Genomic DNA, 13,038 nt, shown 5'->3' on the forward strand with positions numbered 1-13,038 from the left:
CCTGCGGCCAGCTTCCTAGTTTGCACTTTGATTTTCATTGAGTATAAAAAGAATCCGCTTAAAGCGGATATTTCTAGAAAGGACTAGTTATGGATCAACTGCGAATTAAAGATCTAGAAATTTTTGCCTTCCACGGGCTCTTTCCTAGTGAGAAAGAACTGGGGCAAAAGTTTGTCATTTCAGCTAGCTTATCCTATGATATGACCAAGGCTGCGACAGAATTGGACTTAGAGTCTTCTATCCACTACGGAGAGCTATGTCAACAATGGACAGCTTGGTTTCAGGAAAACACTGAGGACTTGATTGAAACAGTATCCTACAAACTTGTCGAGCGTACATTTGAGACTTACCCTATCGTTCAAGAGATTGAGCTAGAACTTAAAAAACCTTGGGCGCCGGTTCATCTACCCTTGGAGACCTGTTCAGTAACCATCCATCGCCGTAAGCAGCGAGCCTTTATTGCTTTGGGAAGTAATATGGGAGATAAAAGGGGCAATCTCAAACAAGCTCTTGAAAAAATAAGTGCTCGCGGGATTCGTATTCTCAAAGAGTCCAGTGTGATTACAACTGAGCCATGGGGCGGTGTAGAGCAAGAAAATTTTGCTAATCAGGTCATTGAAGTCGAAACTTGGCTGCCGGCTCCAATCTTGTTAGAAACCTTGTTAAGCATTGAATCAGAGATGGGTCGGGTTAGAGAAGTGCATTGGGGACCTCGTTTGATTGACTTGGATTTGCTTTTTGTGGAGGATCAGGTCATTTATAATGATAATCTCATCTTGCCGCATCCTTATATCGCTGAGCGTTTATTTGTCCTAGAGTCACTTCAAGAGATAGCCCCACATTTTATTCATCCAGTCTTGGGACAATCAATTCGTCACTTGTATCAAGAATTGAAAAAATAAGAAAACTCTAGTCAGGAGACTAGAGTTTTTAAAATAGGTCATTTTCTTCAGGGAGAAGGATCGTTTCCTTGCCGTCCATATCCATGACAAGTACTTTTGGTGGATATAATGGGTCAAAGGGGTGACTGAAATCGAAGTCAATTGTTGTAGGTAGATGTTGACTTGAAAAACGGAAGGTGATGGAGCCGTCACGGTTTAAGAGCTGAAATTCCAACTCATCTTCTAATTCAAAAACATGCTTTAAAAAATGATCAATAATGTACCAAATTGAGTCAATCACATCGTCTGGAAGATTTGTTATCACACCAAAGCTGGCACAACGTCTATGTGAATCCGAAAAAGCCATCCATGCCTCCTATTTAATTTTTTATTATCATACTCCAAACTACTCTAAAAATCAAGAAAAGTAAACTAATTTGTAAAAATATGATTACTGATGCAATTTTTTTAAAGAAAGTTCAGTTATCCCTTGAAAATGCTTACAATTAGTGGTAAACTAGTAGTAGTGTAAACATGAAAACAAAATTTTCAAGATTAGAAAGGAAACGGTATGAACACAGATGATACAGTAACCATTTATGACGTTGCCCGAGAAGCAGGAGTTTCGATGGCAACTGTCAGTCGTGTAGTCAATGGCAACAAGAATGTCAAGGAAAACACTCGTAAGAAAGTTCTAGAGGTGATTGATCGCCTAGACTATCGTCCAAATGCAGTAGCTCGTGGTTTGGCAAGCAAACGAACAACAACTGTTGGGGTCGTCATTCCAGATATCACTAACACTTATTTTGCTGCGCTAGCAAAAGGGATTGATGATATTGCTGAGATGTACAAGTATAACATCGTCCTTGCCAATAGTGATGAGGATGATGAAAAAGAAGTGGCAGTGGTGAATACACTCTTTTCAAAACAAGTTGATGGTATTATCTTTATGGGCTATCACTTAACAGAGAAAATTCGCTCTGAGTTTTCACGTTCACGTACTCCTGTAGTTCTTGCAGGAACAGTGGATGTAGAACACCAGCTTCCAAGTGTTAATATTGATTATAAGAATGCTACTGCAGATGCTGTTCGCCATTTGTTGAAGCGTAACAAGAAAATTGCCTTTGTGAGTGGACCATTGGTAGATGATATTAACGGTAAAATTCGCTTGGTTGGCTACAAAGAAGCTTTGAAAGAAGCAGGAGTTAACTATAGTGAAGGACTTGTATTTGAGTCTAAATATCGCTATGATGATGGTTATGCTTTGGCAGAACGCTTAGTTTCTTCAAAAGCGACTGCAGCGATTGTGACTGGTGATGAATTGGCAGCAGGACTCTTGAATGGTTTGGCTGATCACGGAATTTCTGTACCAGAGGACTTTGAGATTATTACTAGTGATGATTCTCAAATTGCACGCTATACTCGTCCAAACCTTACAACTATCGCACAACCCTTGTATGATTTAGGTGCGATTAGTATGCGTATGTTGACGAAAATTATGCACAAAGAAGAGTTAGAAGAACGTGAAGTCCTCCTACCTCATGGCTTGACAGAGCGCAAATCAACTCGTAAAGACTAATAAATAATCCTAGGAGTTCAACTGATTTCCTAGGATTTTTCTTATCCTTCCATATATGTTCGGAGTTGTTGGCCCTTAAGTCCAGCATTGATTGCGATAAGAAGCTTCAGTCGTGCTTTTTGCGCGTTTAGTTCTTTTACAAAATAAACACCATCATTCTGAAGACAAACACCGCCACCTTCGTAGGCGTAAACAGGTTCTGCAATCCCATTGAAACAACGTGAGACTAGTGCAATAGGAAGTCCTGCTTGACTGAGAGATTTTAATTTTTCAGCTGTTTCCTTTGGTACATTTCCAGCGCCAAAAGCCTGAATAATCAATCCATCTAGTTGGTCAACAGGAAGTAAATCGAGAAGTTCATCGGTCATGCCCGCATAAACAGGGATAATAGGAACCAATCCTTGAATGTTCTCAAGGTCAAAACGAACACGAGGTTCTGCCGTTTTGAAGTAGAGAATTTCCTGCTTCATAATGAGCCCGAGTGGTCCATGAGTTGGTGTTTGAAAGGTACTAACGTTAGTAGTATGCGTTTTTGTGACATATTTGGCGGCGTGAATTTCATCGTTCATAACGACCAACACACCCTTATCTGCAGCCTTGTCATCACTCGCAACGCGTAAGGCGCTGAGATAGTTGTAGACACCATCACTTCCCAGTTCATTGGAACTTCTCATAGCACCTGTCAGGACGATAGGCATATGAGGCACCTCCATGGTGTCGAGGAAATAAGCCGTTTCTTCTAAGGTATCTGTACCGTGTGTAATGACGACCCCATCATAGACCGATGCCTCTTGTTTTATTTTTTTGTATAGAGCCAACATATGTTTAGGTTTGATGTGTGGACTTGGTAAATTTAAAAAATCCAAGGAATGGACTTCGATGTCTTCGAGAGGATTAGAGATATGATTCATAGGGTTTTCAGCACTAGTCCTTACAGCTCCAGATTCATCTGCCTGCATGGAAATAGTGCCACCGGTATGTAAAACAAGGATTTTCTTAGTCATGATTCACTCACTTTTTCTGAAATGTGGTATAATCATTGTATCATAAAAGAAAGGAATGAGATAGGATGGAAGTCAAAGCTGTTTTTTTTGATATAGATGGAACGCTTGTAAATGACAGTAAGAGTGTTTTGAAGTCCACTAAAGAAGCTATCAAGATTGTGAAAGAGCAAGGGGTACTTGTTGGAGTAGCAACGGGGCGAGGACCTTTTTTTGTTAAGGATTTGATGGATGATTTGGACCTGGATTTTGCAGTGACATACAATGGCCAATATATCTTTAACAAAGATCGTGTTCTTTTTGCTAGCCCTATTGATAAGAGAAGCCTCAGACAAATCATCTCTTATGCTAAGAAAAATCGAAAAGAGATTGCCATGGGAACGAGACAAGATGTTGTTGGTTCTAGGATTATGTCCTTTGGGCTCAGTCCTCTTTCACAACTAGTCAGTCGTTTTGTACCCAAATTTTTGACTCGTACTGTAAGTCATTCCTTTAATCGTATGGTCAGTAAGGCTCTTCCTCAGAAGGAAGATGATTTGTTGAATTTAATCAATCAACCGATCTATCAGGTACTCATGTTGATGACGCCTGAGGAGACAAACCGTGCTGCCGAAGAATTAAACCATCTGAAGTTTACCAGAAGTAACCCTTTTGCGGCCGATATTATCAATCAAGGGAATTCTAAGTTAGAGGGTATCCGTCGTGTCGGAAAAGAGTATGGTTTTGAACTCAATCAAGTCATGGCCTTTGGGGACTCGGATAATGACTTGGAAATGTTGGCTGGTGTTGGTATGTCTGTTGCCATGGGAAATGGTAGTAGCAGCGTAAAAGAAGTTGCTAAGCATATTACTGCCAGCAACCAAGATGATGGGATTCACAAGGCTTTGGAATATTTTGGAGTCTTGGCTTCTGAAAAAGTCTTTGTCAGTCGTGACTATCATTTCAACAAGGTCAAGGCCTTCCATCGTATGATGGACGAGCGAACCCAAGAAGAACCTATAGCTTGGGATTTAGAAGGGGCCACCCACCGTGCTGGCTTTAAAATTGAAGAGTTAGTTGAATTTGTCCGTGCTGCTAGCAATTCTGAGGAGGAATTCCAACAAGCAGTACAGAATTTACACCAAGCTCTTGATAAAGCAGCTGAGAAAGTAAGCAAATCAACACCAGCTGAGGTAACTCTAGTTGGCCAGGCAGATGCATTGATTGACACGCTTTACTTTACTTATGGAAGCTTTGTTTTGATGGGGGTAGACCCAGAGAGAATCTTTGAGATTGTCCATCAAGCTAACATGGGTAAAATATTCCCAGATGGCAAGGCTCATTTCGATCCGGTGACTCACAAAATTTTGAAACCAGATAACTGGAAAGAGAAATATGCTCCAGAACCAGCTATTAAGAAGGAACTTGAACGACAGATTAGGGCTTATGAACGTCATAAGGAAAGAGAAAATCAAAAATAAAAGGAGCATTGGCTCCTTTTATTTTCGTTTTATAATGTTATAATGTTTTATCCTTGTCTCGTACGACGAGAAGGTCAACGCTTGTATGGCGAAGGATATATTCAGATGAAGATCCGACAAGCAAACGTTCGAAGGCGTTAAGTCCTGTTGCTCCAACCAAAATCAAATCAACGTGTTCTTGGTCAGGGATTGTTTTAGCTAAAAGAGTTTTAGGATTTCCCATTTCGATGACAACTTGAATATCTTTCAGACCAGCGTCTCTTGCGCGCTTTTCATATTCTGCCATCAACTCTTGTGCCTCGACTTGTAACTCTTCGTAAACTTCTGCATCGAATGTTGAAATGCTTTGAAGAGCACGAGTATCGATTACATGGGCAATGGTTAATTTAGCCTGGTTACGTAATGCTGACTGAACTCCTTTGATAAAAGCCAAATCAGCTTCTTTAGAACCGTCAACTGCTACCATGATGTTTTCGTAACGTTGTGTCATAGCAAAAACCTCCTCATTTCTTATCACCTTCATTGTAATCCTTTTCACTAAAAAAGTAAAGTAAAACATGATAGCAAAATGTTTTTTGACTTTGATTTTGAGAGTGTTATAATTAAAGGAGAGAAGGCAAGAGGGGATCATATGACAAAAATTGCGGTACTTTCAGATATCCATGGAAATACAAGAGCACTGGAAGCTGTTCTAGCAGATGCGGAGAAGTCAGGAGTTAAGGAATATTGGCTCTTAGGAGATATTCTCATGCCTGGGACAGGACGAAGAAATATTCTCAGACGATTAGAGGACTTGCCGATTACGGTCCGAGTTCTGGGGAATTGGGAGGAGAGTTTATGGCGGGCTGCTCATCGAAAATTAGATACAAGTAGACCTAGCCATCGCTACCTCTTACGCCAATGCCAGTATATTATGGAAGAAATTAGTCTAGATGATATTGAAGTTCTGCAGGCATTTCCTATGTACGCTCACTGCCAATTTGGAAATCTCAAGGTAGGGATAAGCCATCATTTACCGGATAAAAATTGGGGAAGAGAATTGATTCATCTTGGCAAGCAGGAGGATTTTGACCGTTTGGTAACCAATCCTGACTGTGATATTGCCATTTATGGACATATTCACCAGCAATTTCTTCGCTATGGGAGTGGTGGTCAGCTTATCCTGAATCCAGGCTCCATTGGGCAACCATTCTTTTTATCAGCGAATCTACGTGAGGATTTGCGGGCCCAATATATGATTTTGGACTTTAATGAAAAGGGATTGAAAGATATAGATTTTCGTCGGGTTGATTATGATGTTATGTCAGAATTACAATTGGCTAGAGATTTGAAATTGCCCTACTATGAGGTATACTATGAAAGCTTAGTCAATGGGATTCACCATACCCACAATCAAGACTTGTTGCACGAAATCGCTCAGAGTCAAGGACATGATATTGAATTGGATGACTGGCTTAGTAGTAACTCTTGACATTACAACTCTAGAAGGTATAATAAATATAAGAGAAGAATGAGCTTTGTTGCTAATAAAGGAGGGCTACATGCAAATTTCAAGTCGATTTACCATTGCGACACATATGTTAGTAATCATTGCCCTAAAAGGGAAGGAGAGCAAGATGACTAGCGATTTTCTAGCTAGTAGTGTGGGAGTCAATCCTGTTATTATCCGTAAAACCTTGTCCCAACTGAAAAAAGCAGACTTGATTTCCGTTGCGCGTGGAACTGGAGGGGCAGAAATCATCAAAAATCTTGAGGATATCAGTCTTTTGGATATTTATCAAGCGGTAGAATGCCTTGGAAAGACTGGGCAACTCTTTAGTTTTCATGATAGTCCTAATCCTGACTGTCCAGTAGGAGCTAATATCCATGGGGTTTTGGATCAAAAACTAGATAAGATTCAGATGGCAATGGAGCAGGAATTGAGTCAGACAACTCTTGCTCAACTAGTGGCAGATGCAGAAGCAAGGATCTAAAGTTAAGAGGATCTAAGGTCCTCTTCTTTTATCCTATAAGGGAATTCTATGCCAACAAGAAACTCTCCTTAATTTTTTAAGGAGAGTTTTTATGATAGAAATAGCTGGAAAGAAGTAAACTGAAAAGCTGGATTACTGAAGAAAAAATGAAGTAAAATTAGTTCAGTGGATGTTCTAAAAAGTGATTATTTTATCGCCGATGTGAGAAATAGTTGAGAAGGTTTATCAAGGAAAAGATGGTCGGAACTATAAAGTATTTGGGTCTGAATGTCTAAGAAACCATGATTTTTAAGAGTCTCCTCAAGTTCCGAAATAATAAAACCATGGTTTTCTCCATCTGGTACGATATAATCAGCGATAAATAGTTGTCCTCCGAGAGTCAAATGTTCTTTGAACATAGCTAGACTGGAATCAAGATGAGGCATGTGATGAAGAACACGACTAACGATAATGAGATCGAATGTTTGCTCTAATGGCTTAAGCACTAAGTCTTGTTGAATCAAGTGTAGATTTTTAAGTTTTTGTTTTTCAACCTTGATACGAGCTTGCTCTAGCATTCTTTCTGCGATGTCAACCAAGGTCACTGACTTGGCTTGTTTGGCTAAAGGAAGAGCGATAAGTCCAGTTCCTCCTCCAAAATCTAGGATTGATTTGGCAGCTAGATCAGAGATTTGTTGCTTGATCTCTTCATTTACAAGATCTGCTAGAAATTGATTTTTAGGAGAATCGAAAGATTCTGCTCGATGATTAAAATGATGTTCCATATCAATAGTGTAGCATAAAGAGAAGATGTTTTAAAATTTTGGCTACGTCTTGTTGAAAAAGTATAGAATTATCAACTGGTGTATAGCTTTTAAACTTTGATGAAAACAGGAGTTTTTTGGGATTTTGATTGAAAGAGTTAAGAAAATAAAGAGGAGAAAAACTTGAAATCATGTTATAATAAAGGGATAGAATCGTAAGAAAGAGTGGATGAATTTTGATTATTCCGACTTATAATTGGCAATTTGCACCTCAAGTTGAGGATGCGGATTTTACAAAAATCGCCAAGAAAGCTGGGCTAGGGCCTGAAGCTGCTCGTCTATTATTTAGCCGTGGGATTAAGGATGAAGATAGTTTGTCTCGTTTTTTGGCACCAAGTCTAGATGATTTACATGATCCCTATCTTCTCCACGATATGGACAAGGCAGTAAATCGTATTCGCCGTGCTATTGAGCAGGGTGAATTGATTCTCGTTTATGGCGACTACGATGCGGATGGGATGACATCAGCTTCTATCCTTAAAGAAACATTCGAACAATTAGGAGCCGAGTGCTTAGTCTATCTTCCTAATCGTTTTACAGATGGTTATGGTCCGAATGCCAGTGTCTACAAGTACTTCATTGAGCAACAAGGGATATCCTTGATTGTAACTGTAGATAATGGAGTTGCAGGCCATGAGGCTATTGACTTGGCTCAATCTATGGGTGTGGATGTTATTGTAACAGACCACCACTCCATGCCGGAGGTTTTACCAGATGCCTATGCAATTGTCCATCCTGAACACCCAGAAACAGATTATCCTTTTAAACATTTAGCGGGTTGTGGCGTGGCTTTTAAACTAGCTTGTGCCCTCTTGGAGGAAGTGCAGGTTGAGTTGCTTGATTTGGTTGCTATTGGGACCATTGCTGATATGGTCAGTCTGACAGATGAAAATCGTATCATGGTTCAGTATGGTCTAGAAGTTTTGCGCAATACCCAAAGGCTTGGCCTCCAAGAACTATTTGAAATTGCAGGAATTTCTAGCAGTGATGTTACAGAAGAAACGGTTGGTTTTCAGCTAGCACCACGATTAAATGCTCTAGGACGCTTGGATGATCCTAATCCTGCTATTGAGTTACTAACTGGCTTTGATGATGAAGAGGTGCATGAGATTGCCCTTATGATTCAAGGTAAAAATGAAGAACGTAAGGAAATTGTTCAGGCTATCTATGAAGAAGCTAAAAGCTTGGTAGACCCTCACAAAAGTGTTCAAGTTTTGGCCAAGGAAGGTTGGAACCCTGGAGTGCTTGGGATTGTAGCTGGTCGCTTGTTGGAAGAATTAGGGCAGACAGTTATTGTTCTGAATCTTGAAGATGGTCGTGCCAAGGGAAGTGCTCGAAGTATTGAAGCAGTCGATATCTTTGAAGCCTTGGATCCGCATCGAGAACTTTTTATCGCCTTTGGTGGGCATGCAGGCGCTGCAGGTATGACACTTGAAGCTGAACAGCTAGACGCCTTATCGGAAATTTTAGAGACCTATGTAACAGACAAAGGAATAGATGCCAAGGGCAAGAGTACATTATATCTAGATGAAGAATTGGATTTGGAAAGCCTAAGTTTAGAGACGGTTAAAAGTTTTGAACGCTTAGCTCCTTTTGGAATGGACAACCAAAAACCTGTTTTTTATATTCGAGATTTAAAAGTTGAAAATGCTCGTTCTATGGGAACAGGAGATAGTCATCTGAAATTGAAGATATCCAAAGGGACCGCAAGCTTTGAGGTAGTAGCATTTGGTCAAGGATCAAAGGCTACAGAATTTTCTCAGGTAAAACAACTGGAATTGGCAGTTACCCTTTCTGTTAACCAATGGAATGGGCAAACAACCCTCCAGTTGATGATGGTAGATGCTCGTGTGGACGGTGTTCAACTCTTTAATATTCGTGGGAAGAGTGCAGCTCTACCAGATGGAGTGCCGGTACTTGATTTTTCAGGAGCATTGCCTGATCTTTCTTCAAGTTCAGCGGTTGTGGTCAAGAATCTTCCAGAAGATATCACTATTCTTAAAGATATTTTCCAGCAGTATAATTTTTCAGCTATTTATTTTAAAAATGATATCGATAAGCCCTATTATTTGACGGGCTATGGGACAAGAGAGCAATTTGCCAAACTTTATAAAACAATCTATCAATTCCCAGAATTCGATATTCGTTATAAACTCAAGGACTTATCAGCCTATTTGAAGATCGAGCAAATCTTGCTAGTTAAGATGATTCAAATTTTTGAAGAGCTTGGTTTTGTTACCATCAAGAATGGTGTCATGAAGGTTCATAAAGATGCTGATAAACGGGACATTGCTGAAAGTCAGATTTATCAAAAACTCAAACAAACCGTTAAGAATCAAGAGATGATAGCGCTAGGTACGGTGCAGGAAATTTATGACTTTTTAATGGAAAAATAGAAGAAGAGAAGCTGAGATGAAGAATCTCAGCTTTTTTTAAACTCCCTTAGACTCCTTAAATAGTTATCTTTCTTAAATTTCATGTAGTAAAAAAAACTATTTGTAACATGACTTAAATATAACTCTAAAACAAATGACATCTAAATCAGGTATGATTCTTTTTGTAAATAACAAATAGGAAATTATTAACAAAACAAAGGGATAAATTCGTTATGAAAAAAACAGTTGCTAAACTGACTCTTGGGTTAACATCTACAGCTATTTTGGCTACAGTTGGTGCTCAAACTGTTAGCGCAGACTCTTACGTTGTTCAAGACGGTGATTCATTTTTTGGTATTGCTGCTGTAAGTGGTATGGATCCTTATGAGTTGGCAGCTAATAATGGGAAAACCATTTATGATACAATCCACCCAGGTGATGTGCTAGAAGTTAGCGGTCCAGCTCAACTTAGCTATTCATACCAAGCTCCTGCTTATGAAGCAACTAGCACTGTTAATGCAGTGGCAGGTGAGGATGTTGTTGTAAATACTCCTACAAACTATGGGAATTCTTATCCTGTTGGTCAGTGTACATGGGGCGTGAAAGAATTGGCTCCATGGGCTAGCAACTGGTGGGGAAATGCTAACACTTGGGCAACCTATGCTAGTGCACAAGGCTTTAAGACAGGAGATGTGCCTGTAGTAGGAGCAATTGCCGTTTGGGACGGTGGTGAATATGGTCACGTTGCTTATGTGACAGATGTTCAAAGCGAGAATTCTATTCAAGTATTGGAATGTAACTATGATGGTAGTGGAACTCAACCAATTGGAAATTATCGTGGCTTCTTTAATCCCCATAAATCATCAGGTAAAGTTACTTACATCTATCCAAACTAAAAATACTAAAAAAGATTTAGAAAATCTAAATCTTTTTTTATTTGCTTAGATGTAGTAGTTCTTTACTGACTAGTTTTTCATCTTAGTCAATTAGAAAGTTTATAACTTCATTTGATTTAATCATAAATATTTTAGACGGATTTTCAAAAAAGAATAAAGAAAAACGATTTGATTGTTGGTGATGAATGTTTGCTAGTTGAAATCCTATCTACATTTTGAAAATTAGTAAAAAAATGGTATAATGAGAGGAAAAGATTCGGATAAAAGTATATTGGACTTTTAAAAAAAGAGACTTGTAAAGGCTCTACAAACACGTTATAGTAATACTTCGGAGGGAAAATGACCAATATTAAATTAACAACTTTAGGCGGTGTTCGTGAAAACGGAAAAAACATGTACATCGCAGAAATTAACGACTCTATCTTTGTTTTAGATGCGGGTTTAAAATACCCAGAAAATGAGCAGTTGGGTGTTGATGTCGTTATTCCAAATATGGAATATTTGTTTGAAAATAGTGACCGTATTGCGGGTGTCTTTTTAACGCACGGGCATGCAGATGCCATTGGAGCTCTTCCTTATCTCCTAGCAGAAGTTAAGGTCCCTGTCTTTGGTTCAGAGTTGACAATCGAACTTGCTAAGCTTTTTGTAAAGGGAAATGATAGCGTCAAGAAATTTGATGATTTCCATGTTATCGATGAAAATACAGAAATCGACTTTGGAGGTACGGAGGTTTCCTTCTTCCGCACAACTCACTCTATCCCAGAAAGTCTGGGTGTCGTTTTAAAAACATCTGAGGGAAGCATCGTCTATACTGGAGATTTCAAATTTGACCAAACGGCTAGCGAATCTTATGCGACTGACTTTGGTCGTTTAGCAGAAATCGGTCGTGAGGGAGTTTTAGCTCTACTAAGTGATTCAGCAAACGCGGACAGTAATATTCAAGTGGCCAGTGAAAGTGAAGTTGGTGATGAAATTACGCAAACCATTTCTGATTGGGAAGGACGTATCATTGTAGCTGCTGTTGCAAGTAACCTTTCTCGTATTCAGCAGGTCTTTGACGCTGCTGCAGATACAGGTCGTCGCGTTGTTTTGACGGGATTCGATATTGAAAATATCGTTCGTACAGCCATTCGCTTGAAAAAATTGTCTCTAGCAAATGAAAGTCTCTTGATCAAACCAAAAGACATGTCTCGTTTTGAGGATCATGAGTTAATTATCCTGGAAACTGGTCGTATGGGTGAACCGATTAATGGACTCCGCAAAATGTCAATCGGTCGTCACCGCTATGTTGAAATCAAAGATGGGGACTTGGTTTATATCGTTACAACACCATCAATCGCTAAAGAAGCTGTCATGGCACGGGTAGAAAACATGGTCTACCAAGCGGGTGGTATCGTAAAACCGATTACTCAAAGCTTGCGTGTATCAGGACACGGAAATGCGCGTGATCTGCAATTGATGATCAACCTCTTGCAACCCAAGTATCTTTTCCCTATCCAAGGGGAATACCGTGAATTGGATGCTCATGCCAAGGCTGCTATGGCTGTGGGTATGTTGCCAGAACGTATTTTTATCCCGAAAAAAGGGACAACCATGTCTTATGAACATGGGGATTTCGTTCCATCTGGTGCAGTTACTGCAGGAGATGTCTTGATTGACGGAAATGCCATTGGGGATGTTGGGAATGTCGTTCTTCGTGACCGTAAGGTCTTGTCGGAGGATGGAATCTTTATCGTTGCGATTACAGTTAACCGTCGTGATAAGAAAATCATTGCCAAGGCACGAGTACACACACGTGGATTTGTTTATCTCAAGAAGAGTCGTGACATCTTGCGTGAAAGCTCTGAGTTGATTAACCAAACAGTTGAAGATTATCTACAAGGTGAAGACTTTGATTGGTCAGAGCTTAAAGGGAAGGTTCGTGACAGTTTGGCCAAGTTCCTCTTTGATCAAACTAAGCGTCGTCCAGCTATCTTACCAGTAGTCATGGAAGCAAAATAACGATTAAATAAAGAAGTAGAAAAAGTCGAATTTCGGCTTTTTCTTATCTTAAACCTAAAAGGAGAAAAT

At 39.6% G+C, this 13,038-nt stretch carries 12 protein-coding genes; 8 read left to right on the forward strand and 4 right to left on the reverse strand.

Annotated elements, in window-relative coordinates; all coding sequences use genetic code 11:
* Nucleotides 1-89 precede the first annotated feature (89 nt).
* Nucleotides 90-902, forward strand: a complete 813-nt coding sequence (gene folK, locus NGI26_RS00425) for a 2-amino-4-hydroxy-6-hydroxymethyldihydropteridine diphosphokinase (protein ID WP_251934574.1) — start codon at nucleotides 90-92, stop codon at nucleotides 900-902.
* A gap of 28 nt (nucleotides 903-930) precedes the next feature.
* On the opposite strand, the gene NGI26_RS00430 is transcribed toward folK, so the two are convergent.
* Entirely contained in the window at nucleotides 931-1,248 is a 318-nt protein-coding gene (locus tag NGI26_RS00430) for a DUF960 domain-containing protein (RefSeq protein ID WP_251934577.1), read from the reverse strand.
* Between the two features lie 204 nt (nucleotides 1,249-1,452).
* Between NGI26_RS00430 and ccpA the strand changes: the two genes are divergently transcribed.
* Entirely contained in the window at nucleotides 1,453-2,460 is a 1,008-nt protein-coding gene (gene ccpA / locus NGI26_RS00435) for a catabolite control protein A (protein ID WP_251934593.1), read from the forward strand.
* Between the two features lie 41 nt (nucleotides 2,461-2,501).
* Here ccpA and NGI26_RS00440 read toward each other — a convergent pair whose 3' ends face one another.
* Entirely contained in the window at nucleotides 2,502-3,464 is a 963-nt protein-coding gene (locus NGI26_RS00440) for an asparaginase (protein WP_251934595.1), read from the reverse strand.
* A 65-nt stretch (nucleotides 3,465-3,529) separates the two neighbouring features.
* Here NGI26_RS00440 and NGI26_RS00445 point away from each other — a divergent pair, with 65 nt between their 5' ends.
* A complete protein-coding gene (locus NGI26_RS00445; RefSeq protein WP_251934598.1) occupies nucleotides 3,530-4,921 on the forward strand; it encodes a Cof-type HAD-IIB family hydrolase in 1,392 nt (463 codons plus the stop codon).
* Nucleotides 4,922-4,958: 37 nt separating this feature from the next.
* On the opposite strand, the gene NGI26_RS00450 is transcribed toward NGI26_RS00445, so the two are convergent.
* Nucleotides 4,959-5,411 carry a universal stress protein gene (locus NGI26_RS00450; protein WP_006155803.1) on the reverse strand — a complete coding sequence of 151 codons (453 nt, stop codon included), beginning with the start codon at nucleotides 5,409-5,411 and terminating at the stop codon, nucleotides 4,959-4,961.
* 141 nt (nucleotides 5,412-5,552) lie between these two features.
* Here NGI26_RS00450 and NGI26_RS00455 point away from each other — a divergent pair, with 141 nt between their 5' ends.
* Nucleotides 5,553-6,392: a metallophosphoesterase family protein gene (locus NGI26_RS00455; protein WP_251934601.1), complete on the forward strand. Its 840-nt coding sequence runs from the start codon at nucleotides 5,553-5,555 to the stop codon at nucleotides 6,390-6,392.
* Nucleotides 6,393-6,462: 70 nt separating this feature from the next.
* Complete coding sequence (locus tag NGI26_RS00460) at nucleotides 6,463-6,894, forward strand: Rrf2 family transcriptional regulator (RefSeq protein ID WP_251934604.1); 432 nt, start codon at nucleotides 6,463-6,465, stop codon at nucleotides 6,892-6,894.
* A gap of 185 nt (nucleotides 6,895-7,079) precedes the next feature.
* Here the strand turns inward: NGI26_RS00460 and NGI26_RS00465 are convergent, their stop codons facing one another.
* Nucleotides 7,080-7,658 (reverse strand): class I SAM-dependent methyltransferase, encoded by a 579-nt coding sequence (locus NGI26_RS00465; RefSeq protein ID WP_251934606.1) that lies wholly within the window; start codon nucleotides 7,656-7,658, stop codon nucleotides 7,080-7,082.
* A 215-nt stretch (nucleotides 7,659-7,873) separates the two neighbouring features.
* Here NGI26_RS00465 and recJ point away from each other — a divergent pair, with 215 nt between their 5' ends.
* From recJ to NGI26_RS00480, 3 genes are all read left to right on the forward strand, one after another.
* Nucleotides 7,874-10,093 (forward strand): single-stranded-DNA-specific exonuclease RecJ, encoded by a 2,220-nt coding sequence (gene recJ, locus NGI26_RS00470; protein WP_251934608.1) that lies wholly within the window; start codon nucleotides 7,874-7,876, stop codon nucleotides 10,091-10,093.
* Between the two features lie 212 nt (nucleotides 10,094-10,305).
* Complete coding sequence (locus NGI26_RS00475) at nucleotides 10,306-10,968, forward strand: COG3942 and LysM peptidoglycan-binding domain-containing protein (RefSeq protein WP_251934609.1); 663 nt, start codon at nucleotides 10,306-10,308, stop codon at nucleotides 10,966-10,968.
* Nucleotides 10,969-11,307: 339 nt separating this feature from the next.
* Nucleotides 11,308-12,969, forward strand: a complete 1,662-nt coding sequence (locus NGI26_RS00480; RefSeq protein ID WP_251934610.1) for a ribonuclease J — start codon at nucleotides 11,308-11,310, stop codon at nucleotides 12,967-12,969.
* Nucleotides 12,970-13,038 lie beyond the last annotated feature (69 nt).

It is taken from the genome of Streptococcus sp. Marseille-Q0941 (assembly GCF_943736975.1).
In the GTDB taxonomy this organism is placed as follows: domain Bacteria; phylum Bacillota; class Bacilli; order Lactobacillales; family Streptococcaceae; genus Streptococcus.